The following is a 22,730-nucleotide window of genomic DNA, read 5'->3' as shown; positions in this document are numbered from 1 at the left end:
TACATGATTGGATTGAACACCGCAGCGGTTTACGTGCTGCAAACCCTCGGCAGCCTGTACCTGCTGATCGTGCTGTTGCGCTTCGTCCTGCAACTGGTGCGCGCAAACTTCTACAACCCGCTGTGCCAGTTCGTGGTCAAGGCTACCCAGCCACTGCTCAAGCCACTGCGCCGGATCATCCCGAGCATCTTCGGCCTCGACATGTCTTCGCTGGTGCTGGCGATTCTGGTGCAACTGGCCCTGATGGCCCTGACACTGCTGCTGACCTACGGCACCACCGGCAACCCGCTGCAACTGTTCATCTGGTCGATCATCGGCGTCACCGCGCTGTTCCTGAAGATCTTCTTCTTCGCCCTGATCATCAGCGTGATCCTGTCGTGGGTCGCTCCGGGCAGCCACAACCCGGGCGCTGAACTGGTGAACCAGATCTGCGAGCCGGCGCTGGCACCGTTCCGCCGCATCCTGCCGAACCTCGGCGGTCTCGACCTGTCGCCGATCTTCGCCTTTCTGGCGCTGAAGCTGATCGACATGCTGGTGATCAACAATCTGGCGGCAATGACCATGATGCCGGAAATCCTGCGCCTGCTGATGTGAGCTGGTTTCGCTGGGACGGCGACGATCTGATCCTCGAATGTCATCTGCAACCGGCAGCCCGCAGCGATGATTTCGCCGGGCTGCACGGTGACCGCCTGAAGATCCGCCTCACCGCGCCGCCGGTCGAGGGCAAGGCCAATGCGTATCTGATGGGCTTTCTGGCCAAGGCGTTTGGGGTGTCCAAGAGTCAGGTCAGTTTGCTCAGTGGCGAGTTGAACCGGCAGAAACGGGTGAAGATCTGTGCGCCGAAGAAGCTGCCGGAGTTGCCAGGGTTGTTTGGGCGCTTGTCTTGAGTTTTGCGGCGCCTGTACCCCTCACCCCAGCCCTCTCCCCCTGGAGAGGGAGCCGATCCAGGGTGTTTTCAGAAACTGAGTTCAGCCCGGATAGATCAGGTCGGTGTAGCTCAAAAGAACACCTCGGTCGGTCCCCTCTACCTCTGGGAGAGGGCTAGGGTGAGGGCCGCTTGCCGCTAACCCCCCCGGTCTTTAGACTTACGCCTCATTTCAACGAGAGCAGGGTCGATGCCAGCTGCCTTTCCCCCCGATTCTGTTGGTCTGGTGACGCCGCAAACGGCGCACTTCAGTGAACCTCTGGCTCTGGCCTGTGGCCGTTCGCTGCCTGCCTACGACCTGATCTACGAAACCTACGGCACGCTGAACGCACAGGCGAGCAACGCCGTGCTGATCTGCCACGCCTTGTCTGGTCATCATCACGCTGCCGGCTATCACAGCCCCGACGACCGCAAGCCCGGTTGGTGGGACAGTTGCATCGGCCCCGGCAAACCGATCGACACCAACAAGTTCTTCGTGGTCAGCCTGAACAATCTGGGCGGCTGCAACGGCTCCACCGGCCCGAGCAGTATCAACCCGGAGACCGGCAAGCCATTCGGCGCAGATTTCCCGGTGCTCACCGTCGAAGACTGGGTGCACAGTCAGGCGCGTCTGGCTGACCTGCTCGGCATTCGCCAGTTCGCCGCCGTCATCGGCGGCAGCCTCGGCGGCATGCAGGCGTTGCAATGGACCATCACCTACCCGGATCGCGTGCGCCACTGCCTGGCCATCGCCTCGGCCCCCAAGCTGTCGGCGCAGAACATCGCCTTCAACGAAGTGGCGCGCCAGGCGATCCTCACCGACCCCGAGTTCCACGGCGGTTCGTTCCAGGAAGCGGGCGTGATCCCCAAGCGCGGGCTGATGCTGGCGCGGATGGTCGGGCACATCACCTACCTGTCCGACGACTCGATGGGCGAGAAATTCGGCCGTGGCCTGAAGAGCGAAAAACTCAACTACGACTTCCACAGTGTCGAGTTCCAGGTCGAAAGCTACCTGCGCTATCAGGGCGAAGAGTTCTCCGGGCGCTTCGATGCCAACACTTATCTGTTGATGACCAAGGCACTGGATTACTTCGATCCGGCGGCGAACTTCGACGATAACCTGGCGAAAACTTTCGAAAACGCCACCGCCAAGTTCTGCGTGATGTCGTTCACCACCGACTGGCGCTTCTCCCCGGCTCGCTCGCGAGAACTGGTGGACGCGCTGATGGCGGCACGCAAAGACGTCAGCTATCTGGAAATCGATGCACCCCAGGGCCACGACGCCTTCCTGATTCCGATCCCGCGCTATTTGCAGGCGTTCGGCAATTACATGAACCGAATTACGGTGTGAACAAGCCATGAGAGCTGATCTGGAAATCATCCAGGAATGGATCCCCGCCGGCAGCCGCGTGCTCGACCTCGGTTGCGGCGACGGCGAACTGCTGACCTGGCTGCGCGACAACAAGAACGTCACCGGTTATGGCCTGGAAAACGACGCCGACAACATCGCCGAGTGCGTGGCCAAGGGTATCAACGTCATCGAGCAGGACCTGGACAAGGGGCTGGGCAACTTCGCCAGCAACAGTTTCGACATCGTCGTCATGACCCAGGCCCTGCAAGCCGTGCACTACCCGGACAAGATCCTTGACGAGATGCTGCGGGTCGGTCGTCAGTGCATCATCACCTTCCCCAACTTCGGGCACTGGCGCTGCCGCTGGTACCTGGCGAGCAAGGGCCGGATGCCGGTGTCGGAATTTCTGCCGTACACCTGGTACAACACGCCGAACATTCACTTCTGCACCTTCGAAGACTTTGAAGAACTTTGTCGCGAACGTGATGCGAAGGTCATTGATCGGCTTGCCGTGGATCAACAGCACCGTCACGGGTGGGCCAGTAAGCTATGGCCTAATCTGTTAGGTGAGATTGGTATCTACCGCGTCAGCAGCCCGGTGCTTGCAGATCATCGGGTCGCGGTCTGAACCACGACATTTCGAGGAGAACGATCATGGGTCGCTTGATTACTGTGCTATTGGCCGCCTGCCTGAGTCTGTCGGCGGTGGCCGCCGATGCCATCAAGGGCGAACGCAAGGAAGTGTTCGGCGACGTTACCGTGCACTACAACACTTTCAACTCGACCTTCCTGACACCCGACATCGCCAAAGCAGCCGAGCTGATCCGCAGCAAGAACCAGGGCGTGATCAACGTCTCGGTGATCAAGGACGGCAAACCGCTGATCGCCAACGTCACCGGCACGGTCAAAGACCTGACCAGCCAGAGCGTGCCGCTGAACTTCCGCCAGGTCACCGAACAGGGTGCGATCTACTACATCGCCCAGTACCCGGTGGAGCAGCAGGAAACCCGCACCTTTGAAATCAAGGTGCAGAACGGTGACAAGATCAACACCATCAACTTCAACCAAGAACTTTTCCCCGGCGAATGATGAACCTCACGCAACTCGTACTGGCCAGCCATAACGCCGGCAAACTCAAGGAACTCCAGGCCATGCTCGGCGACTCGGTGCAACTGCGCTCGATCGGCGAATGGAGCAAGGTCGAACCGGAGGAAACCGGTCTGTCGTTCGTCGAGAACGCGATCCTCAAGGCGCGCAATGCCGCGCGCATCTCCGGCCTGCCGGCGCTGGCCGACGATTCCGGTCTGGCGGTGGATTTCCTCGGCGGCGCCCCGGGCATCTACTCGGCGCGCTATGCCGACGGCAAGGGCGACGCGGCGAACAACGCCAAACTGCTCGAGGCCCTCAAAGACGTGCCGCAAGCCGAGCGCGGCGCGCAGTTCGTCTGCGTGCTGGCACTGGTGCGGCATGCCGATGATCCGCTGCCGATCCTCTGCGAAGGCCTGTGGCACGGGCGCATCCTGACCGCCGCCAGCGGCGAGCACGGTTTCGGCTACGACCCGCTGTTCTGGGTGCCGGAGCGAGACGTGTCCAGCGCCGAACTGAGCCCGGCCGACAAGAACCAGATCAGCCACCGCGCCCGTGCAATGGATCTGCTGCGCCAGCGTCTGGGCCTGAAATGACCCACAGCCACCCCGCGTCGTCGCTGATCATCGGCGGCGCCGCCTCTTCGCCTCGGGCGCCGCTGCCTACGCTACCGCCTCTGGCGCTGTACATCCACATTCCGTGGTGTGTGCGCAAATGTCCGTATTGCGATTTCAACTCGCACACTGCCAGCCCGGTGCTGCCAGAAGAGGAATACGTCGACGCGTTGCTGGCTGACCTCGATCAGGACCTGCACGCGGTGCATGGCCGTGAAATCAGTTCGATCTTCTTCGGTGGCGGGACGCCGAGCCTGTTCAGCCCGCAAGCCCTCGGGCGCTTGCTCAAAGGCGTCGAGCAGCGCATCCCGTTCGCCCACGACATCGAGATCACCCTGGAAGCCAATCCCGGCACCTTCGAGCAAGAGAAGTTCGTTGCGTACCGCAAGCTGGGGATCAATCGCCTGTCGATCGGCATCCAGAGCTTCCAGCAGCAGAAACTCGAAGCCCTCGGGCGTATCCACAACGGTGACGAAGCGGTGCGCGCGGCGGGTATGGCGCGCCAGGCCGGCTTCGATAACTTCAACCTCGACTTGATGCACGGCCTGCCCGATCAGTCGCTGGACGATGCCTTGAGCGACCTGCGTCAGGCCATCGAACTGAAACCGACGCACATCTCCTGGTATCAGCTGACACTGGAGCCGAACACGGTGTTCTGGAACCAGCCGCCGGTGCTGCCGGAAGACGACACGCTGTGGGACATTCAAGAAGCCGGGCAAGCGCTGCTCGCCGCGCACGGTTACGCGCAATACGAAGTCTCGGCCTATGCCCAGCCCGGGCGGCCGGCGCGGCACAACCTCAATTACTGGAGTTTCGGCGACTTCATCGGCATCGGTGCTGGCGCCCACGGCAAGCTCAGTCATCCGGACGGGCGCATCGTCCGCACCTGGAAGACACGCCTGCCGAAGGACTATCTCAACCCCGCCAAGAGTTTCCAGGCCGGCGAGAAAGTCCTGACCAACGACGAGATGCCGTTCGAGTTCCTGATGAACGCTTTGCGCCTGACTGCCGGGGTGGAATCACGCCTGTATCCCGAACGCACCGGCCTGCCGCTGGAAAGTCTCGCCGAACACCGCCGCGAGGCCGAACAAAGTGGCCTGATGCAGGTCGAACCGTCACGTCTGGCGGCCACCGAGCGCGGACAACTGTTTCTCAACGACTTGCTGCAGAAATTTCTGAGCTGAGCCCTAACGGCCGCCCCAAGGAAAACCGCATGGATTTGATACTCGATCTGCTCGCCACCGTGTCCCGCTGGAGCCGCAGCAACCTCTCGGAAATCGCCCTGGCGCTGGTGGGCTGCCTGCTGGTGCTGTTCGGCGCCGACTTCAAGGGCTGGGTCGAGCAGCGTCTGGGCAGCATCGCCGGTGCCCTGCGCGTACCACTGATGGCCCTGCTGTGCGTGATCGGCAGCGGCGCCGCACTGATCTATGCGACGCCGTGGGTGGTCAAGGGCCTGAGCCAGTTCAACAACTACAGCCTGGCACCGGTGCTGCTGGTGGTGCTGGTGCTTATCGGCGTAGTCGCTGACCGCCGCTGACTTTCAGCCATCACCAAAAACAACTGTGGGAGCGGGCTTGCTCGCGAAGGCGTGATATCAGTCAACATCAACGTTGAATGGTTCACCGCTTTCGCGAGCAAGCCCGCTCCCACAGTTGATCGCAATGACAGGGAAGTTCATGAGCAAAAAAAATTTGGACGAGACAAGCAAATTTCTCAGCTTCGTATTGCGCCACGAACCTCAGGCGATCGGTCTGACGCTGGACTCTGAAGGCTGGGCAAATATCGAAGAACTGATCAACGGTGCTGCGCGTGACGGTCGCAAACTGGATCGCGAACTGATTGAAGCGGTCGTGACAAGTAGCGACAAGAAGCGCTTCTCGATTTCCGAGGACGGCCAACTGATTCGTGCGGTTCAGGGCCACTCAACGAAAAGCGTGGATTTGCAGTTCGAGCAGAAACAGCCACCGCAAACGCTGTATCACGGCACAGCGACGCGCTTTCTTGAGTCAATCAAAGAACAAGGCCTGATCCCGGGATCACGCCATCACGTGCACCTTTCCCAAGACATCGACACCGCTTCGGCCGTCGGGCAGCGCTATGGCACCGTGGTGATTCTGCAAGTCGCCGCACGGCAGATGGAAGAACAGGGTTTGAAGTTCTATCAGGCCGAAAACGGCGTTTGGCTGACAGAGCATGTACCGGTGCGCTTCATCTCTACCCTGTAATTCCTCGAACACCCAAAACAACTGTGGGAGCGAGCTTGCTCGCGAAGGCGTAGTGTCAGTCAACTCAGCGTTGAATGATCCATCGCATTCGCGAGCAAGCTCGCTCCCACCGTTTTTATTGCATGTTGCTTAAGCGATTTTCTCGAACTTCAGATCCCACACGCCATGCCCAAGACGTTCGCCGCGGCGTTCGAACTTGGTGATCGGCCGTTCGGCCGGGCGCGGTACGCATTTGCCGTCTTCGGCGAGGTTGCGGTAGCCCGGGGCGACGTTCATCACTTCCAGCATGTACTCGGCGTACGGTTCCCAGTCGGTGGCCATGTGCAGGATGCCGCCGACCTTCAGCTTGCTGCGCACCAGCTCGGCGAAGGACGCCTGAACGATGCGACGCTTGTGGTGACGGCTCTTGTGCCATGGATCCGGGAAGAACAGCATCAGGCGATCAAGGCTGTTGTCGGCGATGCAGCGGTTGAGCACTTCAATCGCGTCGCAATCGTAGACCCGCAGGTTGGTCAGGCCCTGAGTCAGCACGCCGTTGAGCAGCGCGCCGACACCCGGACGGTGCACTTCAACACCGATGAAGTCCTGATCCGGCGCCGCCGCAGCCATTTCCAGCAGCGAGTGGCCCATGCCGAAACCGATCTCCAGCGAGCGCGGTGCCGAACGGCCGAACACTTGATCGTAATCCACCGGCGCGTCGGCCAGCGGCAGCACGTACAGCGGCGCGCCCTGGTCCAGACCCCGTTGCTGGCCTTCGGTCATGCGCCCGGCGCGCATCACGAAGCTCTTGATGCGGCGGTGTTGGCGCTCGTCGCCCTCTTCCGTCTGGATAGGCGTGTCGTTCGATTCAGTCATCAATGGCTCTTACTTGATCAGACCATCCAGCGGCGAAGAGGCGCTGGCATAGAGTTTTTTCGGCATGCGGCCGGCGAGGTAGGCCAAGCGGCCTGCGACGATCGCGTGTTGCATGGCTTGGGCCATCATCACCGGTTGCTGAGCATGGGCGATGGCCGAGTTCATCAGCACCGCGTCACAGCCCAGTTCCATGGCGATGGTGGCGTCGGAGGCGGTACCGACACCGGCATCCACCAGCACCGGAATCTTGGCTTCTTCGAGGATGATCTGCAGGTTGTACGGGTTGCAGATCCCCAGACCGGAACCGATCAGACCGGCCAGCGGCATGACCGCGATGCAGCCGATTTCCGCCAGTTGGCGAGCGATGATCGGGTCATCACTGGTGTAAACCATCACGTCGAAGCCTTCCTTGACCAGCGTTTCCGCCGCCTTGAGGGTTTCGATCACGTTGGGGAACAGGGTTTTCTGGTCGGCCAGCACTTCCAGCTTCACCAGGTTGTGACCATCGAGCAGCTCACGGGCCAGGCGGCAAGTGCGCACGGCCTCGATAGCGTCGTAGCAACCGGCGGTGTTCGGCAGGAAGGTGTAGCGATCCGGCGACAGCACTTCGAGCAGGTTCGGCTCGCCTTCGATCTGGCCGAGGTTGGTACGGCGCACGGCGAAGGTGACGATCTCGGCACCCGAGGCCTCGATGGCCTGACGGGTTTCTTCCATGTCACGGTACTTGCCGGTACCGACCAGCAAACGCGACTGGTAAGTACGACCGGCCAGAACAAAAGGCTTGTCGCTGCGAACGATGCTCATGGGGAATCCTCTTTAGGGGTGAGGGTCTTGCAGAATTCTGTGCCCTTGCGGGCCGGCGATCAGCCGCCGCCGATGGCGTGCACCACTTCGACGTTGTCGCCGTCGTTGAGGATGGTGTCGGCATGCTGGCTGCGCGGGACGATATCCAGATTGAGTTCGACTGCCACCCGGCGACCGGTCAGGTCCATACGGGCAATCAGGGCCGCAACGGTTTCACCGTCGGGCAGTTCAAGGGATTCGCCGTTCAACTGAATGCGCATGCGCCTGGCCGCCATCATTTTTAGGGGGTGGCATTCTAGCCCGATCATGACCTAAAGGTCAGCACCAAGCGTCAAGCGGTTTACTGCAGGCGCCAGGCGGCAAGTCCAAGACACAGCCAGCCAACCAGAAACGCCAGACCGCCGAACGGAGTGATGATGCCGAGCTTGCTGATGCCTGTGGTGGTCAGCACATACAGACTGCCCGAGAACAACAGGATGCCGACGGCGAACGAGATACCAGCCCAGGTCACCAGCCGTCCCTGAATCTGCGTGGCCAGCAGCGCAACGCCGAACAGCGCCAGGGTGTGCACCAGTTGATAGGTCACGCCGGTGTGGAAAATCGCCAGATACTCGGGGGTCAGGCGGCTTTTCAGGCCATGCGCGGCGAAAGCGCCAAGGCCCACACCGGTAAAACCAAAGAAAGCGGCCAGCATCAGAAAGCCACGCAGCATGTGGAACTCCAGTCAGACTCGTTCGGCAGGGTCTGTATAATGGCCCGCTCTATCGGTTCGGCCAAGCCATCTCTATGCTGCGTTCACTTTTGCGTCGTCTCACGAAGGCCCTGCTCTGGTTCGCGGGCGGCAGTGTATTGCTGGTGTTGCTGTTTCGCTTCGTGCCACCGCCGGGCACGGCGCTGATGGTCGAGCGCAAGATCGAATCCTGGGTCGACGGCGAGCCGATTGACCTGCAGCGCACCTGGAAGCCGTGGGACGAGATCTCCGACGACCTCAAGGTCGCGGTCATGGCCGGCGAAGATCAGAAGTTTCCCGAGCACTGGGGTTTTGACTTCGGCGCGATTCAGGCTGCGCTGGCCCACAACGAACTCGGCGGTTCGATTCGCGGTGCCAGCACCTTGAGCCAACAAGTGTCGAAGAACCTGTTTCTGTGGTCCGGTCGCAGCTATCTGCGCAAAGGCCTGGAAGCCTGGTTTACCGCACTGATCGAGGTGTTGTGGCCCAAGCAGCGGATTCTTGAGGTTTACCTGAACAGCGTCGAGTGGGACGACGGGGTGTTTGGTGCCGAAGCCGCAGCACGTCATCACTTTGGTGTGAGCGCCAAGTCACTGTCGCGGCAGCAGGCGAGTTATCTGGCGGCGGTGCTGCCCAACCCGCGAGTGTGGAGCGCCAGCCATCCTACGGCTTATGTATCGCGCCGGGCCGGGTGGATTCGCCAGCAGATGAGTCAGTTGGGCGGGACCAGCTATCTGCTAGGGCTTGATGATTCGCGTCGGGCGCCTTGGGCCGAATAACCACATTCAATCATTCAGACACCATCAATCACTGTGGGAGCGGGCTTGCTCGCGAAGGCGGTGGGTCAGCCAGCATTGTCGGTGACTGACACGACGCCTTCGCGAGCAAGCCCGCTCCCACAGGGATTTGTGTTGAAACAGAAATGAAAACGCCCCGATCATCGCTGATCGGGGCGTTTTTTGTTTGCCGAGGCACCGGTTAGGCGGCAATCGACAATTTGAGCTTGTTCATCGCGCTCTTCTCGAGCTGACGGATTCGCTCGGCCGACACGTTGTACTTCTGCGCCAGGTCGTGCAGCGTGGCTTTCTCTTCTGCCAGCCAGCGCTGGTAGAGGATGTCGCGGCTACGTTCGTCCAGCACTTCCAGCGCTTCGTGCAGGTTGTGGTTGGAGTTGTCGCTCCAGTCGGCATCTTCCAGTTGACGCGCCGGGTCGTACCGGTGGTCTTCCAGGTAGTTGGCCGGCGACTGAAAAGCGCTGTCGTCGTCAGCTTCTGCAGCCGGGTCGAAGGCCATGTCATGGCCAGTCAGGCGACTTTCCATCTCGCGCACTTCACGTGGTTCGACGCCAAGGCTTTCCGCCACACGGTGGACTTCCTCGTTGTTCAGCCACGCCAGACGTTTCTTCTGGCTGCGCAGGTTGAAGAACAGCTTGCGCTGGGCCTTGGTGGTCGCGACCTTCACAATGCGCCAGTTGCGCAGGATGAATTCGTGAATTTCCGCCTTGATCCAGTGCACGGCGAACGACACCAGACGCACACCCATTTCCGGGTTGAAGCGTTTAACAGCCTTCATCAGACCGACGTTGCCTTCCTGGATCAGGTCAGCCTGAGCCAGACCGTAGCCGGAATAGCTACGGGCAATGTGTACGACAAATCGCAGGTGGGCGAGCACCATCTGCCGAGCCGCCCCCAGATCCTGCTCATAGTAGAGACTCTCGGCCAGTTCACGCTCCTGCTCCGGCGTCAGCAATGGAATGCTGTTGACGGTGTGCACATAGGCTTCCAGGTTCGCACCCGGAACCAACGCGTACGCAGGTTGCAAAGAATTGGTCATGCGAAAAAACCTCCCACTTACATACTCGTGCCTCTCGGCACTGCGAAAAATTGACCGGGAATTCAAGTACAAGTTCCCAAAAAAACCGCAAGGTCAATCACGCGCAAAAAAGATTCTACTTCGGCGCCAGCTCCCTGAGATGACGTGCGACTGCAATCCATGCACCGATATAACCCAACAGCACCGCGCCAAGCAAGAGCGACAGACCGTCGGCAACTGGCACTCCGGCCAGCGCGAAATCACTGCCGTACAAGCCGGCCAGCCCAACCACCGCGTCGTTCAGCCAGTTCAGGCCGAACGCCAGCACACCCCAGGACAGAACCCCCGCACCGAAGCCATACAACGCGCCCATATAAAGGAAGGGGCGACGCACATAACTGTCAGTGCCGCCGACGAGTTTAATTACTTCTATCTCTGTGCGGCGGTTTTCAATATGAAGACGAATGGTATTGCCTATCACCAAAAGTAATGCAGACACCAAAAGCACCGTCAGACCGAAGACAAAACGGTCACCGAGCTTGAGGATGGCGGCCAGACGCTCGACCCAGACTAGATCAAGTTGCGCCTGTTGTACCTTCGGCAGCTCGGAAAGTTTTTGTCTTAATGCTTCCAGAGTCGGCTTGTCGACCTCGTTCGGGGTCACCAGCACCACCCCCGGCAGCGGGTTCTCCGGCAGCTCGCGCAGGGCTTCGCCCAGACCGGACTGCTGCTGAAACTCTTCCAGCGCCTGATCACGACCGACATATTCGGCATCAGCCACGCCAGGCATGCCTTTGATCTGCTCGCGCAATGATTCACCCTGCGCGGGCGTGGCGTCCAGTTGCAGGTACAGCGAAATCTGCGCCGCACGCTGCCACGAACCACCGAGACGCTCGACGTTGTTGATCAGCAGCGACAGGCCCATCGGCAAGCTCAACGCCACGGCCATCACCATGCAGGTAAAGAAGCTGCCGATCGGCTGCTTGCCGAGGCGCCGCAGGCTGTCGAGCAGGCTGGCGCGGTGACTTTCGATCCACGAACGCAACAGCGTGGAAAAGTCCGGGCCGTCGTCATCGTCGTGTTTTTTCTTCTTTGGCGGTTGCGGGTCGGCGGCCTTCGGGGCCACGCGCTCGGAAACCTTCGGACTGCGTGTCGCACTCATACGCCGGCCTCCCCGTCGCCGATCAGTCGGCCGCGTTGCAGGGTCAGCATGCGGTGGCGCATGCGCGCAATCAGGGCCAGGTCGTGACTGGCGATCAGCACGCTGGTGCCCAGCCGGTTGATGTCTTCGAACACGCCCATGATCTCGGCCGCCAGACGCGGGTCGAGGTTACCGGTCGGTTCGTCCGCCAGCAGCAGGGCTGGACGGTGGACGATGGCGCGGGCGATGCCGACGCGCTGTTGCTGACCGGTGGACAGGTCGCCCGGGTACAGATCGGTTTTATCCGACAGCGCCACGCGCTCCAGCGCCGAATCCACGCGCTTGGCGATCTCGGCCTTGGACAGGCCGAGAATCTGCAGCGGCAGCGCGACGTTGTTGAACACCGTGCGATCGAACAGCAACTGGTGATTCTGGAACACCACGCCGATCTGCCGACGCAGGAACGGAATCTGCGCGTTGCTGATGGTGCTCAGGTCCTGCCCGGCCAGCAGCAGTTTGCCGCTGGTCGGACGCTCCATCGCCAGCAACAGGCGCAACAGCGTGGACTTACCGGCACCGGAGTGACCGGTGACAAACAGAAACTCGCCACGACGGACTCGAAAGCTCAGCTCATGCAAGCCGACGTGACCGTTCGGGTAGCGTTTACCGACCTGTTCGAAACGAATCATGAACGCTCCCGTTCGGCAAACAGTGCCTGGACAAAGGGTTCGGCTTCAAAGGTACGCAGATCGTCGATGCCTTCACCGACGCCGATGTAGCGGATCGGCAGGCCAAACTGCTTGGCCAGGGCGAAAATCACCCCGCCCTTGGCGGTACCGTCGAGCTTGGTCAGCGCCAGGCCGGTCAGTTCGACGGTCTGGTTGAATTGCTTGGCCTGGTTGATCGCGTTCTGACCGGTGCCGGCATCAAGTACCAGCAGCACTTCGTGCGGTGCGTCGGCGTCGAGCTTGCCGATCACCCGGCGAACTTTCTTCAGCTCTTCCATCAGGTTGTCTTTGGTGTGCAGACGACCGGCGGTGTCGGCGATCAGCACGTCAATGCCACGGGCCTTTGCGGCCTGCACGGCGTCGAAGATCACCGAAGCAGAGTCGGCGCCAGTGTGCTGGGCGATCACCGGGATCTTGTTGCGCTCGCCCCAGACCTGCAGCTGCTCAACGGCGGCGGCACGGAAGGTGTCACCGGCGGCGAGCATGACTTTCTTGCCTTCCAGTTGCAGCTTCTTCGCCAGTTTGCCAATGGTGGTGGTCTTGCCAGCGCCATTGACGCCGACCACCAGAATCACGAACGGCTTGTTCTGCGAGGCAATTTTCAGCGGCTGCTCGACCGGCTTGAGCATCGCCGCCAGCTCGGCCTGCAACGACTTGTACAGCGCGTCGGCGTCGGCCAATTCTTTGCGGGCGACCTTCTGGGTCAGGCGCTGGATGATCTGCGTGGTGGCTTCGACACCGACATCGGCGGTCAGCAGTCGGGTTTCCAGCTCATCGAGCAGGTCGTCATCAATGGTTTTACGGCCGAGAAACAGGCTGGCCATACCCTCGCCGATGCTGGCGCTGGTTTTCGACAGGCCTTGCTTGAGGCGGGCGAAGAAGCCGACTTTGGTTTCTTCGCTGCGCGGGGCTTCCACTGGCGTTTCAGCAACCACTTCTACCGGCACCACCGGAGCAGCGACGACCGGTGCAGGTGCAGGTGCAGGTGCAGGTGCAGGTGCAGGCTCGGGCTGCTGAGCGACCGGCGCAACAGGGGCGACGACCACCGGGGTCACTGGCTCGGGAACAGCCGGCGCAGGCTCGACAACCGGCTCAACCACTGGCGCCGGAGCGACTTCAGGGACGAACGCGGCAGGTGCAGGAATCGGCGGCGTCACATGCGGCGCAGCCTCTTCGACCAAAGCCACCGGCTCTTCCGCCACCGGCAAGGTCAGCCACGGCTCGGCCGCCGGAGTCAATGGCAGCTCGGCCGCCACCGGGGTTTCAGATTCGGGCTCGGGCTCGACCGGTTGCAGCACCGGCTCGGCAATTGGCAGCACGATCGGCGCCGGCTCTTCTTCTATAGCAGGCGCTGGCGTCGGAGCCGGTTCAGGAATCGCGGGCGGCTGTTCGACGACGGGTTCCTGCGGTTTCTTACGCAGCCATCCGAACAGGCTTTTCTTCTCGCCAGCCGCAGCTGGGGTCTTCTTGTCGTCGTTGGAACCAAACATGGAGGACGGCTATCTCACGGTAGCGACGCGCCATAAGGGCGCCCCGGCAAATAAATATTCGATGCAGAACAGACTGTGTTTCATCCAGCTTGTTCACGCGCAACATTTTGTCGAGGCGCCAGCGGCACCCCAAAGATTCGTATTAACGAAGGACTAAACCGGCAAAATCGGCGAAAAAGCGAAGTCTAGTCGATAAACCGCAGCTTTCTGCCGCCAACCTATACAACCGCATCAGGCCTGAAAACCTGATAGGCGTGGTCGCCGGTAAAACGGATCAGTATCCTAGCACCCTCTCGCCCGCCGACGCTAAGACCAAGCGGGCAGCCCAACAGGTTAAAAAACGAATGAATGCTCTAGCCCGCCGCGCTGCAGGCCTGCTGCTCAGCACAGTCTGCCTGCCCCTTTCGGCCTTGGCGGCCGACCCGCAACCGACCCACGAATTCACCCTCGACAATGGCCTGAAGGTCGTCGTGCGCGAAGACCATCGCGCGCCGGTGGTGGTGTCGCAGGTCTGGTACAAGGTCGGTTCCAGCTACGAAACTCCGGGCCAGACCGGCCTGTCCCACGCGCTCGAGCACATGATGTTCAAGGGCAGCGAGAAAGTCGGCCCCGGCGAAGCCTCGTTGATCCTGCGCGACCTGGGCGCCGAAGAAAACGCCTTCACCAGCGACGATTTCACCGCGTATTACCAGGTGCTGGCCCGCGACCGTTTGGGCGTGGCCTTCGAACTGGAAGCCGACCGCATGGCCAATCTGCGCCTGCCAGCTGACGAGTTCGCCAAGGAAATCGAAGTCATCAAGGAAGAGCGTCGCCTGCGCACCGACGACAAGCCGATGTCCAAGGCTTACGAGCGTTACAAGGCTATGGCTTACCCGGCCAGCGGCTACCACACACCGACCATCGGCTGGATGGCCGACCTCGATCGGATGAAGGTCGAAGAGCTGCGCCACTGGTATCAGTCCTGGTATGTGCCAAACAACGCCACGCTGGTAGTGGTCGGCGACGTCACCCCCGATGAAGTGAAGACCCTCGCCCAACGCTACTTCGGGCCGATTGCCAAGCGCGACGTGCCACCGGCGAAGAAACCGCTGGAACTGGCCGAGCCGGGTGAGCGCCAGATCACCCTGCATGTGCAGACTCAACTGCCCAGCCTGATGCTCGGTTTCAACGTGCCCAGCATCGCCACCGCTGAAGACAAGCGCTCGGTCAACGCCCTGCGCCTGATCTCGGCTCTGCTCGACGGCGGTTACAGCGGGCGCATCCCGACGCAACTGGAGCGCGGTGAAGAGTTGGTCTCGGGCGGTTCGTCGAGCTACGACGCCTACACCCGTGGCGACAGCCTGTTCACCCTGTCGGCGACGCCGAACACGCAGAAGAAAAAGACCATGGCGCAAGCTGAAGCCGGTCTGTGGAAACTGCTGGAACAGCTGAAAACCACCGCACCGTCCGCCGAAGAACTCGAGCGCGTGCGGGCACAAGTGATCGCTGGTCTGGTGTTCGAACGCGATTCGATCACCAGTCAGGCCACCGCCATCGGCCAACTGGAAACGGTCGGTCTGTCGTGGAAGTTGATGGACACCGAACTCACCGATCTGGAAAGCGTGACCCCGCAAGACATCCAGAACGCCGCCAAGCTGTATTTCACCCGCGAACGTCTCAGCGTCGCCCATGTCCTGCCACTGGAGACGACTCATGAGTGAGCGCAAATCCCCACGCCTGTTGCTTGGTCTGATCGCTGTGGCGGTCATCGGCTCCGCCGCGTTCTATCTGATGCCCGGTGTCAAAACCGACGCCAGCGAAGCACTGGACAACGCCAAGACCAGCCAGAAGCTGCAATCGCTGGCCGAACTCGACGGCAAGGCCCCGGCCAGCCGCAAGCTCGACGTGCAGACCTGGAACACCGCCGAAGGCGCCAAGGTGCTGTTCGTCGAAGCCCATGAGCTGCCGATGTTCGACATGCGCCTGATCTTCGCCGCCGGCAGCAGTCAGGACGGCAATGCACCGGGCCTGGCAGTCCTGACCAACGCCATGCTCAACGAAGGCGTGGCCGGCAAGGACGTTGGCGCCATCGCCCAAGGCTTCGAAGGCCTCGGTGCGGATTTCGGCAATGGTGCCTACAAGGACATGGCGCTGGCTTCGCTGCGCAGTCTGAGCGCCGCCGACCAGCGCGAGCCGGCGCTGAAGCTGTTCTCAGAAGTGGTGGGCAAACCGACCTTCCCGGCCGATTCCTTTGCGCGCATCAAGAACCAGATGCTCGCCGGTTTCGAATACCAGAAACAGAACCCCGGCAAACTCGCCAGCCTCGAGCTGATGAAGCGTTTGTACGGCGATCACCCATACGCGCACTCCAGTGACGGCAATGCGCAGAGCGTGCCGAAGATCACTCTGGCGCAACTGCGTGAATTCCACGCCAAGGCCTACGCCGCGGGCAACGTGGTGATCGCGCTGGTCGGTGACTTGTCTCGCGCCGAAGCCGAGGCGATTGCCAATCAGGTCTCCGGCGCCCTGCCTAAAGGCCCGGCATTGTCGAAAATCGCCCAGCCGCAGGAACCGAAAGCCAGTGTCAATCACATCGAGTTCCCGTCGAAGCAGACCAACCTGTTGCTCGCGCAGCTGGGCATCGACCGTGACGACCCGGATTACGCGGCGCTGTCGATGGGTAACCAGATCCTCGGTGGCGGCGGTTTCGGCACCCGCCTGATGAGCGAAGTGCGCGAGAAGCGCGGCCTGACCTATGGCGTGTACTCGGGTTTCAGCCCGATGCAGGCTCGCGGCCCGTTCATGATCAACCTGCAAACCCGCGCGGAAATGAGCGAAGGCACGCTGAAACTGGTGCAGGACGTGCTCGCCGATTATCTGAAGACCGGCCCGACCCAGAAAGAACTCGACGACGCCAAACGCGAACTGGCCGGCAGCTTCCCGCTGTCCACCGCAAGCAACGCCGATATCGTCGGCCAACTGGGCGCCATGGGCTTCTATAATCTGCCGTTGAGCTATCTGGATGACTTCATGCGTCAGTCCCAGAGCCTGACTGTCGAGCAAGTCAAAGACGCGATGAACAAACACCTGAGCACGGACAAACTGGTCATCGTCAGCGCTGGCCCGACCGTGCCGCAAAAGCCGTTACCGGCCCCATCTGATAAACCTGCCGAGCAACCGCTCGGGGTTCCGGAGCATTAATGGCTACTCGCCCTAAAAAACCTGCGCAGAACGTCCACAATGGTGTGAACCAGCTGCGCATCATCGGCGGCGAATGGCGCAGCCGCAAACTGAGCTTCCCCGATGCCCCCGGCCTGCGCCCGACGCCGGATCGCGTGCGCGAAACCCTGTTCAACTGGCTCGCGCCGCATGTGGCCGGGGCCAAGGTGCTGGATCCGTTCGCCGGCAGCGGCGCGCTGTTTCTTGAAGCACTGTCGCGTGGCGCAGCCATGGGTCAGGCGCTGGATGCCAGCCACGTAGCGGTATCGAGCCTGAAGGAACACCTCGGCACCCTGCGCTGCACCAATGGTCAGGTGCAGACCGCCGATGCGCTGCGCTATCTGGAAACCCAGGTCGCCACGCCGTTCGACCTGGTGTTCCTCGATCCGCCGTTCAACCAGAACCTGCTGCCGGCCGTTTGCACCCTGCTGGAAGAGCGCCAATGGCTGGCGCCGGATTCGTGGATCTACACTGAAAGCGAGACCGCGCCTTCGACGCTGGGTCTGCCGGGCAACTGGCGCCTGCACCGCGAGCAGAAATCCGGGCGGGTGTACTACGCGTTGTGGCAACGTATGGCAGTCAACTGAACGTATTGAACAACCCTGTGGCGAGGGAGCTTGCTCCCGCTGGACTGCGCAGCAGTCCCCAAAAAGGGCCGCTTCGCGCCCCAGCGGGAGCAAGCTCCCTCGCCACAAAAGGTGTGTGCCCTCTGGAAACTGAACGCTTCACCCCCGCCTTCGGCCTCGGCAATCCGCACCTGCAAACCTTGTGGGGGCCGCTGTGGCGCAAAACCGTCCACCTTGATCGCGAGCGTGAACGCCTGTGGCTGGACGACGGAGATTTCCTCGACCTCGACTGGCATGGCCCGCACAGCGCCGAGGCGCCGCTGGTGCTGGTGCTGCATGGGCTGACCGGCTCTTCAAATTCGCCTTACGTCGCCGGGATTCAGGCAGCACTCGCCACGCAAGGCTGGGCCAGTGTCGCGCTGAACTGGCGCGGCTGCTCCGGCGAACCGAATCTGTTGCCGCGCAGTTACCACTCCGGCGCCAGCGAAGACCTCGCCGAAGCCATCAGACACCTGCGCGCCAAGCGCCCGCTGGCGCCGCTGTATGCGGTTGGTTATTCCCTCGGCGGCAATGTGTTGCTCAAGCATCTGGGCGAGACCGGCAGCGACAGCGGCGTGCTCGGTGCAGTGGCGGTGTCGGTGCCGTTTCGTCTTGATCAGTGTGCAGACCGCATTGGCAAGGGATTTTCCAAGGTTTATCAGGCGCACTTCATGCGCGAGATGGTCGCCTACATCAAGAACAAGCAACGCCAGTTCCAGCATGACGGACGCGAGGATGGCCTGGCGGCTCTGGCGGCGCTCGGCTCGCTGGAGAACATGCAGACTTTCTGGGACTTCGACGGCCGGGTCACCGCGCCGCTGCACGGCTTTACCGATGCCGAGGATTACTATCGCCGGGCGTCGAGTCGCTACTTTCTCGGCGAGATCCGCACCCCGACCCTGATCATTCAGGCCGCTGACGATCCGTTCGTGTTCCCCCACAGCTTGCCGACGGCCGAAGAGCTGTCCGCCAGCACCCGGTTCGAGCTGCAGGCCAAGGGTGGGCATGTCGGGTTTGTCGATGGCACGTTGCGCCAGCCCGGTTACTACCTGGAACGGCGCATCCCGCAATGGCTGGCCCGTGTGACGTCATGAGCGATCAGGGCGAGTCGATCCGGTTCTGGCAAACCGCGCCGCTGGCCGGGGTCGAGTTGCTGTCGGCGCGCTACATCGAGCATCGCTTCGCCCCGCACGTCCACGACGGCTATGTGATCGGCATGATCATGGCCGGTGCCCAGCGTTATCGCTATCGCGGTGCCGAACACCTGGCCGGCAGCGGCACGCTGGTGCTGATCAACCCGGACGAATTGCACACCGGGCACAAGGGCACCGAGGACGGCTGGCTGTACCGGGCGTTTTATCCCGATACCGGAAAGATCGTTTCACTGCTCGAAGAACTGGAACTGCCCACCGCACCGATGCCGGCGTTTGGCGCGACGCTGTACCGCGACCCGGATCTGGTCAACGGTTTCTGTCAGTTGCATCGCTTGCTGGAAAGCCCCGCCACCGCGCTGCAACAGCAAACGGTATGGCGCGAGATGATGATGCTGCTGTTGCAGCGGCATGCGGCGGTGCAGATCAACGGCAAACCGGGAAAAGAACACCGCGCGGTGGTGATGGCCAAGGAGCTGCTACATGCGCAACTCGCTGCGCCGCCGTCGCTGGAAGAGCTGGCGGCCGCAGTGAATCTGTCGCCCTTCCACTTCGCCCGGGTGTTCCGCCGCGCTACCGGCATGCCGCCACACACCTGGCTGATGCAACAGCGAATCGCCACGGCCCGGGGTTTATTGCAGCACGGTTGCCTGCCGGTGGAAGTCGCCATGCAGTTGGGCTTTGCCGACCAGAGTCATCTGAGCCGGCAGTTCAAGCAGGTGTATGGCGTGGGGCCGGCGGCGTATCGCAGTGCCCGACAATCTATCGGTGACGATTAACCCCTGTGGGAGCGGGCTTGCTCGCGAAAGCGATGTTTCAGCAGACATCATGGTTGACTGACACACCGCTTTCGCGAGCAAGCCCGCTCCCACATTGGGGGTATGGTGACTTTATTCGCCCGTGGCGATGCCTCGGGAAGGCTCGTTGATCCACTCACTCCACGACCCGGCATACAGCGAACCCAGCGGATACCCCGCCAGGCACAACGCAAACAGGTTGTGACACGCCGTCACCCCGGAGCCGCAATAAGCCACCAGTTCCGTTGGCGAACGATCACCTAGTTTCGCCGCAAAGCGCTGCTTGAGCTGCTCCGCCGGCAGGAAGCGTCCGTCGCTGCCGAGGTTTTCGGTAAACGCCGCACATTGCGCGCCGGGAATGTGCCCGGCAATCGGATCGATCGGCTCCACTTCACCCTTGAAGCGCGGCAAGGCCCGGGCGTCGATCAGGGTCAGGGACGGCTGACCGAGGCGCTTGTGCAATTGTTCGGCGCTCAGCAGCAGTTTCATGTCCGGCTGACCGCTGAAATTGCCCCGGCTGACCGACGGCGCATCCAGACTCAGCGGCAGACCCGCCGCGTGCCAGGCCTTCAGCCCGCCGTCGAGAATGAACACCCCATCGCGCTTGCCCAGCCACGCCAGCAACCACCAGGCGCGGGCCGCATAGGCACCGGGGCCGTCGTCGTACAAAACCACATCGCTGTCGGCATTGATGCCCCACGCCTGCAGACGCTCGATCAGCGCCGCAGGCTCAGGCAACGGGTGACGTCCGGTGACGCCTTTGACCACCTTGCCACTGAGGTCACGCTCAAGGTCGGCGAAGCGGGCGCCGGCAATGTGCCCTTCGGCATAGCTGCGCTGCCCGTAGTCCGGGTCTTCGAGGGCAAAACGGCAATCGAGAATCACCAGCCCCGGCTGCTCCTTGCGGGCATCCAGTGCATTCGGGCTGAGCAGTTGCGCAATCGGCATAACGGACTCCTGTGAGCGACTTCGAAATGGGTTACCGCCCTTCCTCGAGGGCCTGGGCCAGCGGCACGTAGAACTCGTCGAACAAGGCATTGACCTCCTCGCGCGCCTGATCGGTGACGAACCCGGCTTCCAGCACCAGCACCTGATACACGCCACGCTTGATGGCCTGTTCGCTGAGGTGGTTGGAGTTTTCCCGGGTGGTACACAGAAAGCGCACCCACGAGGTGAGGATGATCCAGGCATTGATCGTCAGGGATTCGATCTGCACCCGATCCATCTTGAGGATGCCGGCGGCGACGAAGCCTTCGTAGATCGCCATGCCCTGAATCACGCAGCGCTGGGAAAAGCGCCGGTAGCGCGCGGCCAGGTCCGGGTCGCTGTCGAGCAGGTGCTCGAGATCGCGATGCAGAAAGCGGTAGCCCCACATCGCCGACAGCAGCTCCTTGAGGTAATAGCGCTTGTCTTCGACGGTGGCGGCACGCCCCTGCGGCGGGCGCAGAAAGCTGTCCACAAGCGTCTCGTACTCACTGAACAGCACGGCGATGATCGCCTGCTTGTTCGGGAAGTGGTAGTACAGATTGCCCGGAGAAATCTCCATGTGGGCGGCGATGTGATTGGTGCTGATGCTGCGCTCGCCCTGCTGATTGAACAGTTCGAGGCTGTTCTGCACGATGCGCTCGCTGGTTTTTATTCGTGGGGCCATGGCTTGAGCTTTAATTCAGAGTGCGGTGAGGAGCATCTTACGACCTAACCGGAATGGGATAAAACAAAGCTGTGTCGGGAAGTCATTTGACTTTCTAGAGCATAGACTCTAGAACGTCATCACTACAATAAATCCGGAGCCGACGATGACTGCCGACATTGCTTATCTGCAAACGCTGCAACAGCCCCTGGAAGAGCTGGATCGGCTGTTCGCGGCACAGCGCGCCGCCTATGCCGCCAACCCGATGCCACCGGCAGATCAGCGCCAGCAATGGCTCAAGGCGTTGCGCGACTTGCTCAGCCATGAGCGGCAGGCGCTGGTCGAGGCCATCAGCGCGGATTTCAGTCATCGCAGCGCCGATGAAACCCTGCTCGCCGAATTGATGCCCAGCCTGCACGGGATCCATTACGCCAGCCGCCACCTCAAAGGCTGGATGAAGTCGTCGCGGCGCAAAGTCGGCATTGCCTTTCAGCCGGCGTCGGCGAAAGTCGTGTACCAGCCGCTTGGCGTGGTCGGCATCATCGTCCCGTGGAACTACCCGTTGTATCTGGCCATCGGTCCACTGGTCGGCGCGCTGGCAGCGGGCAACCGGGTGATGCTCAAGCTCAGCGAATCGACCCCGGCCACCGGCCAGTTGCTCAAGACCCTGCTGGGACGGATTTTCCCCGAAGATCTGGTCTGCGTGGTGCTGGGCGAGGCCGACATCGGCGTGGCGTTCTCCCGGCTGCGTTTTGATCACCTGCTGTTCACCGGCGCCACCAGCATCGGCAAACATGTGATGCGCGCTGCGGCGGAAAACCTGACTCCGGTGACTCTCGAACTGGGCGGCAAGTCCCCGGCCATCGTCTCTCGCGACGTGCCGCTCAAGGACGCCGCCGAACGCATCGCCTTCGGTAAAACCCTGAATGCCGGCCAGACCTGTGTCGCCCCCGATTACGTGCTGGTGCCGCAAGACCGCGTCGGCGCGTTCGTCGAAGCCTATCGTCAGGTGGTGAACAATTTCTATCCAACCCTCGCCGACAACCCGGACTACACCGCGATCATCAACGAGCGCCAACTGGCCCGGCTCAACGGTTATGTCAGCGACGCCACGAGCAAGGGCGCGCTGCTGATCCCGCTGTTCGAACAGGGCCAGGGCCGGCGCATGCCGCACAGCCTGCTGCTCAATGTCACTGACGAGATGACCGTGATGCAGGACGAAATCTTCGGCCCGTTGCTGCCGATCGTGCCGTATCAGGATCTGGATCAGGCGTTTGCTTACATCAATCAGCGCCCGCGTCCTCTGGCGCTTTACTACTTCGGCTACGACAAACGCGAACAGAACCGCGTGCTGCACGAAACCCACTCCGGCGGCGTGTGCCTGAACGACACCCTGCTGCACGTGGCGCAGGACGACATGCCGTTCGGCGGCATCGGCCCGTCGGGCATGGGTCATTACCACGGCCACGAAGGCTTCCTGACCTTCAGCAAGGCCAAGGGTGTGCTGATCAAACAGCGCTTCAATGCCGCGAAGCTGATTTACCCGCCCTACGGCAAATCGATTCAGAAACTGATCCAGAAGCTGTTCATCCGCTAATCGTCGTCACCG

26 protein-coding genes are annotated in these 22,730 nt (G+C 61.6%); 16 read left to right on the top strand and 10 right to left on the bottom strand.

Annotation, left to right across the window (positions count from 1 at the left end):
- Nucleotides 1-3: 3 nt before the first annotated feature.
- From M0808_RS02585 to M0808_RS02545, 9 genes are all read left to right on the top strand, one after another.
- The gene (locus tag M0808_RS02585) at nucleotides 4-594 is read left to right on the top strand and encodes a YggT family protein (protein WP_007964117.1); all 591 of its coding nucleotides are present in this window, start codon (nucleotides 4-6) and stop codon (nucleotides 592-594) included.
- Nucleotides 591-887 (top strand): DUF167 domain-containing protein, encoded by a 297-nt coding sequence (locus M0808_RS02580; RefSeq protein ID WP_135296759.1) that lies wholly within the window; start codon nucleotides 591-593, stop codon nucleotides 885-887. Before M0808_RS02585 ends, M0808_RS02580 begins: the two co-directional genes overlap by 4 nt.
- Nucleotides 888-1,115: 228 nt before the next feature.
- The gene (locus M0808_RS02575) at nucleotides 1,116-2,255 is read left to right on the top strand and encodes a homoserine O-acetyltransferase (RefSeq protein ID WP_003229124.1); all 1,140 of its coding nucleotides are present in this window, start codon (nucleotides 1,116-1,118) and stop codon (nucleotides 2,253-2,255) included.
- A 7-nt stretch (nucleotides 2,256-2,262) separates the two neighbouring features.
- A complete protein-coding gene (gene metW, locus M0808_RS02570; protein WP_003229126.1) occupies nucleotides 2,263-2,883 on the top strand; it encodes a methionine biosynthesis protein MetW in 621 nt (206 codons plus the stop codon).
- 26 nt (nucleotides 2,884-2,909) lie between these two features.
- Nucleotides 2,910-3,344 (top strand): DUF4426 domain-containing protein, encoded by a 435-nt coding sequence (locus M0808_RS02565; protein ID WP_027610575.1) that lies wholly within the window; start codon nucleotides 2,910-2,912, stop codon nucleotides 3,342-3,344.
- On the top strand, nucleotides 3,341-3,937 hold the full coding sequence (gene rdgB, locus M0808_RS02560) for an RdgB/HAM1 family non-canonical purine NTP pyrophosphatase (RefSeq protein ID WP_134784874.1): 597 nt from the start codon (nucleotides 3,341-3,343) through the stop codon (nucleotides 3,935-3,937). Before M0808_RS02565 ends, rdgB begins: the two co-directional genes overlap by 4 nt.
- Nucleotides 3,934-5,139: a radical SAM family heme chaperone HemW gene (gene hemW, locus M0808_RS02555; RefSeq protein WP_247839776.1), complete on the top strand. Its 1,206-nt coding sequence runs from the start codon at nucleotides 3,934-3,936 to the stop codon at nucleotides 5,137-5,139. The genes rdgB and hemW overlap by 4 nt, the downstream gene beginning before the upstream one ends.
- Nucleotides 5,140-5,168: 29 nt before the next feature.
- Nucleotides 5,169-5,492, top strand: a complete 324-nt coding sequence (locus tag M0808_RS02550) for a DUF3392 domain-containing protein (protein ID WP_003229134.1) — start codon at nucleotides 5,169-5,171, stop codon at nucleotides 5,490-5,492.
- 139 nt (nucleotides 5,493-5,631) lie between these two features.
- Nucleotides 5,632-6,180, top strand: a complete 549-nt coding sequence (locus M0808_RS02545; RefSeq protein WP_247839774.1) for an RNA 2'-phosphotransferase — start codon at nucleotides 5,632-5,634, stop codon at nucleotides 6,178-6,180.
- A 129-nt stretch (nucleotides 6,181-6,309) separates the two neighbouring features.
- On the opposite strand, the gene trmB is transcribed toward M0808_RS02545, so the two are convergent.
- From trmB to M0808_RS02525, 4 genes are all read right to left on the bottom strand, one after another.
- A complete protein-coding gene (gene trmB, locus M0808_RS02540; RefSeq protein ID WP_027610572.1) occupies nucleotides 6,310-7,035 on the bottom strand; it encodes a tRNA (guanosine(46)-N7)-methyltransferase TrmB in 726 nt (241 codons plus the stop codon).
- 9 nt (nucleotides 7,036-7,044) lie between these two features.
- Nucleotides 7,045-7,839: a thiazole synthase gene (locus tag M0808_RS02535; RefSeq protein ID WP_007964131.1), complete on the bottom strand. Its 795-nt coding sequence runs from the start codon at nucleotides 7,837-7,839 to the stop codon at nucleotides 7,045-7,047.
- A 59-nt stretch (nucleotides 7,840-7,898) separates the two neighbouring features.
- Nucleotides 7,899-8,099 (bottom strand): sulfur carrier protein ThiS, encoded by a 201-nt coding sequence (gene thiS, locus M0808_RS02530; protein ID WP_167734067.1) that lies wholly within the window; start codon nucleotides 8,097-8,099, stop codon nucleotides 7,899-7,901.
- A gap of 80 nt (nucleotides 8,100-8,179) precedes the next feature.
- A complete protein-coding gene (locus M0808_RS02525) occupies nucleotides 8,180-8,551 on the bottom strand; it encodes a DUF423 domain-containing protein (protein WP_003229144.1) in 372 nt (123 codons plus the stop codon).
- Nucleotides 8,552-8,625: 74 nt separating this feature from the next.
- On the opposite strand from M0808_RS02525, the gene mtgA reads away from it, so the two are divergent.
- On the top strand, nucleotides 8,626-9,348 hold the full coding sequence (gene mtgA / locus M0808_RS02520; protein WP_134784878.1) for a monofunctional biosynthetic peptidoglycan transglycosylase: 723 nt from the start codon (nucleotides 8,626-8,628) through the stop codon (nucleotides 9,346-9,348).
- Nucleotides 9,349-9,547: 199 nt separating this feature from the next.
- On the opposite strand, the gene rpoH is transcribed toward mtgA, so the two are convergent.
- From rpoH to ftsY, 4 genes are all read right to left on the bottom strand, one after another.
- Entirely contained in the window at nucleotides 9,548-10,402 is an 855-nt protein-coding gene (gene rpoH / locus M0808_RS02515) for an RNA polymerase sigma factor RpoH (protein ID WP_003229146.1), read from the bottom strand.
- Nucleotides 10,403-10,517: 115 nt separating this feature from the next.
- On the bottom strand, nucleotides 10,518-11,543 hold the full coding sequence (gene ftsX, locus M0808_RS02510) for a permease-like cell division protein FtsX (RefSeq protein WP_007964135.1): 1,026 nt from the start codon (nucleotides 11,541-11,543) through the stop codon (nucleotides 10,518-10,520).
- Nucleotides 11,540-12,211 (bottom strand): cell division ATP-binding protein FtsE, encoded by a 672-nt coding sequence (gene ftsE, locus M0808_RS02505; RefSeq protein WP_003229148.1) that lies wholly within the window; start codon nucleotides 12,209-12,211, stop codon nucleotides 11,540-11,542. The genes ftsX and ftsE overlap by 4 nt, the downstream gene beginning before the upstream one ends.
- A complete protein-coding gene (gene ftsY / locus M0808_RS02500) occupies nucleotides 12,208-13,740 on the bottom strand; it encodes a signal recognition particle-docking protein FtsY (RefSeq protein ID WP_135296764.1) in 1,533 nt (510 codons plus the stop codon). Before ftsY ends, ftsE begins: the two co-directional genes overlap by 4 nt.
- Nucleotides 13,741-14,084: 344 nt before the next feature.
- Here ftsY and M0808_RS02495 point away from each other — a divergent pair, with 344 nt between their 5' ends.
- The 5 genes from M0808_RS02495 to M0808_RS02475 all read left to right on the top strand — a co-directional run bounded on the left by M0808_RS02495 (nucleotide 14,085) and on the right by M0808_RS02475 (nucleotide 19,473).
- Nucleotides 14,085-15,440 carry a pitrilysin family protein gene (locus M0808_RS02495; protein ID WP_247839772.1) on the top strand — a complete coding sequence of 452 codons (1,356 nt, stop codon included), beginning with the start codon at nucleotides 14,085-14,087 and terminating at the stop codon, nucleotides 15,438-15,440.
- Entirely contained in the window at nucleotides 15,433-16,920 is a 1,488-nt protein-coding gene (locus M0808_RS02490) for a pitrilysin family protein (protein ID WP_223006969.1), read from the top strand. The genes M0808_RS02495 and M0808_RS02490 overlap by 8 nt, the downstream gene beginning before the upstream one ends.
- Nucleotides 16,920-17,525, top strand: coding sequence for a 16S rRNA (guanine(966)-N(2))-methyltransferase RsmD (gene rsmD, locus M0808_RS02485; RefSeq protein WP_096795767.1), 606 nt, complete (start codon nucleotides 16,920-16,922; stop codon nucleotides 17,523-17,525). The genes M0808_RS02490 and rsmD overlap by 1 nt, the downstream gene beginning before the upstream one ends.
- A 113-nt stretch (nucleotides 17,526-17,638) precedes the next feature.
- Complete coding sequence (locus M0808_RS02480) at nucleotides 17,639-18,637, top strand: hydrolase (protein WP_247839770.1); 999 nt, start codon at nucleotides 17,639-17,641, stop codon at nucleotides 18,635-18,637.
- Nucleotides 18,634-19,473: an AraC family transcriptional regulator gene (locus M0808_RS02475; RefSeq protein WP_247839957.1), complete on the top strand. Its 840-nt coding sequence runs from the start codon at nucleotides 18,634-18,636 to the stop codon at nucleotides 19,471-19,473. Before M0808_RS02480 ends, M0808_RS02475 begins: the two co-directional genes overlap by 4 nt.
- 111 nt (nucleotides 19,474-19,584) lie before the next feature.
- On the opposite strand, the gene M0808_RS02470 is transcribed toward M0808_RS02475, so the two are convergent.
- Together M0808_RS02470 and M0808_RS02465 are read right to left on the bottom strand one after the other, a co-directional pair.
- The gene (locus M0808_RS02470) at nucleotides 19,585-20,439 is read right to left on the bottom strand and encodes a sulfurtransferase (protein WP_225136675.1); all 855 of its coding nucleotides are present in this window, start codon (nucleotides 20,437-20,439) and stop codon (nucleotides 19,585-19,587) included.
- Between the two features lie 31 nt (nucleotides 20,440-20,470).
- Nucleotides 20,471-21,142 (bottom strand): TetR/AcrR family transcriptional regulator, encoded by a 672-nt coding sequence (locus M0808_RS02465; RefSeq protein WP_027610562.1) that lies wholly within the window; start codon nucleotides 21,140-21,142, stop codon nucleotides 20,471-20,473.
- Between the two features lie 145 nt (nucleotides 21,143-21,287).
- On the opposite strand from M0808_RS02465, the gene M0808_RS02460 reads away from it, so the two are divergent.
- On the top strand, nucleotides 21,288-22,718 hold the full coding sequence (locus M0808_RS02460) for a coniferyl aldehyde dehydrogenase (protein ID WP_247839768.1): 1,431 nt from the start codon (nucleotides 21,288-21,290) through the stop codon (nucleotides 22,716-22,718).
- Nucleotides 22,719-22,730 lie beyond the last annotated feature (12 nt).

It is taken from the genome of Pseudomonas sp. MWU12-3103b, from assembly GCF_023100615.1.
GTDB classification, from domain to species: domain Bacteria; phylum Pseudomonadota; class Gammaproteobacteria; order Pseudomonadales; family Pseudomonadaceae; genus Aquipseudomonas; species Aquipseudomonas putida_A.
The sequence above is the reverse complement of the archived record's forward strand: the minus strand, read 5'-3'. Positions and strand labels throughout refer to the sequence as shown.

Bases quoted from the DNA above. Each gene is read 5' to 3' on its own strand.
- M0808_RS02585 (WP_007964117.1), top strand. From the start codon at position 4: ATGATTGGATTGAACACCGCAGCGGTTTACGTGCTGCAAACCCTCGGC.
- M0808_RS02575 (WP_003229124.1), top strand. From the start codon at position 1,116: ATGCCAGCTGCCTTTCCCCCCGATTCTGTTGGTCTGGTGACGCCGCAA.
- metW (WP_003229126.1), top strand. From the start codon at position 2,263: ATGAGAGCTGATCTGGAAATCATCCAGGAATGGATCCCCGCCGGCAGC.
- M0808_RS02565 (WP_027610575.1), top strand. From the start codon at position 2,910: ATGGGTCGCTTGATTACTGTGCTATTGGCCGCCTGCCTGAGTCTGTCG.
- rdgB (WP_134784874.1), top strand. From the start codon at position 3,341: ATGATGAACCTCACGCAACTCGTACTGGCCAGCCATAACGCCGGCAAA.
- hemW (WP_247839776.1), top strand. From the start codon at position 3,934: ATGACCCACAGCCACCCCGCGTCGTCGCTGATCATCGGCGGCGCCGCC.
- M0808_RS02550 (WP_003229134.1), top strand. From the start codon at position 5,169: ATGGATTTGATACTCGATCTGCTCGCCACCGTGTCCCGCTGGAGCCGC.
- M0808_RS02545 (WP_247839774.1), top strand. From the start codon at position 5,632: ATGAGCAAAAAAAATTTGGACGAGACAAGCAAATTTCTCAGCTTCGTA.
- trmB (WP_027610572.1), bottom strand. From the start codon at position 7,035: ATGACTGAATCGAACGACACGCCTATCCAGACGGAAGAGGGCGACGAG.
- M0808_RS02535 (WP_007964131.1), bottom strand. From the start codon at position 7,839: ATGAGCATCGTTCGCAGCGACAAGCCTTTTGTTCTGGCCGGTCGTACT.
- thiS (WP_167734067.1), bottom strand. From the start codon at position 8,099: ATGCGCATTCAGTTGAACGGCGAATCCCTTGAACTGCCCGACGGTGAA.
- M0808_RS02525 (WP_003229144.1), bottom strand. From the start codon at position 8,551: ATGCTGCGTGGCTTTCTGATGCTGGCCGCTTTCTTTGGTTTTACCGGT.
- mtgA (WP_134784878.1), top strand. From the start codon at position 8,626: ATGCTGCGTTCACTTTTGCGTCGTCTCACGAAGGCCCTGCTCTGGTTC.
- rpoH (WP_003229146.1), bottom strand. From the start codon at position 10,402: ATGACCAATTCTTTGCAACCTGCGTACGCGTTGGTTCCGGGTGCGAAC.
- ftsX (WP_007964135.1), bottom strand. From the start codon at position 11,543: ATGAGTGCGACACGCAGTCCGAAGGTTTCCGAGCGCGTGGCCCCGAAG.
- ftsE (WP_003229148.1), bottom strand. From the start codon at position 12,211: ATGATTCGTTTCGAACAGGTCGGTAAACGCTACCCGAACGGTCACGTC.
- ftsY (WP_135296764.1), bottom strand. From the start codon at position 13,740: ATGTTTGGTTCCAACGACGACAAGAAGACCCCAGCTGCGGCTGGCGAG.
- M0808_RS02495 (WP_247839772.1), top strand. From the start codon at position 14,085: ATGAATGCTCTAGCCCGCCGCGCTGCAGGCCTGCTGCTCAGCACAGTC.
- M0808_RS02490 (WP_223006969.1), top strand. From the start codon at position 15,433: ATGAGTGAGCGCAAATCCCCACGCCTGTTGCTTGGTCTGATCGCTGTG.
- rsmD (WP_096795767.1), top strand. From the start codon at position 16,920: ATGGCTACTCGCCCTAAAAAACCTGCGCAGAACGTCCACAATGGTGTG.
- M0808_RS02475 (WP_247839957.1), top strand. From the start codon at position 18,634: ATGAGCGATCAGGGCGAGTCGATCCGGTTCTGGCAAACCGCGCCGCTG.
- M0808_RS02470 (WP_225136675.1), bottom strand. From the start codon at position 20,439: ATGCCGATTGCGCAACTGCTCAGCCCGAATGCACTGGATGCCCGCAAG.
- M0808_RS02465 (WP_027610562.1), bottom strand. From the start codon at position 21,142: ATGGCCCCACGAATAAAAACCAGCGAGCGCATCGTGCAGAACAGCCTC.
- M0808_RS02460 (WP_247839768.1), top strand. From the start codon at position 21,288: ATGACTGCCGACATTGCTTATCTGCAAACGCTGCAACAGCCCCTGGAA.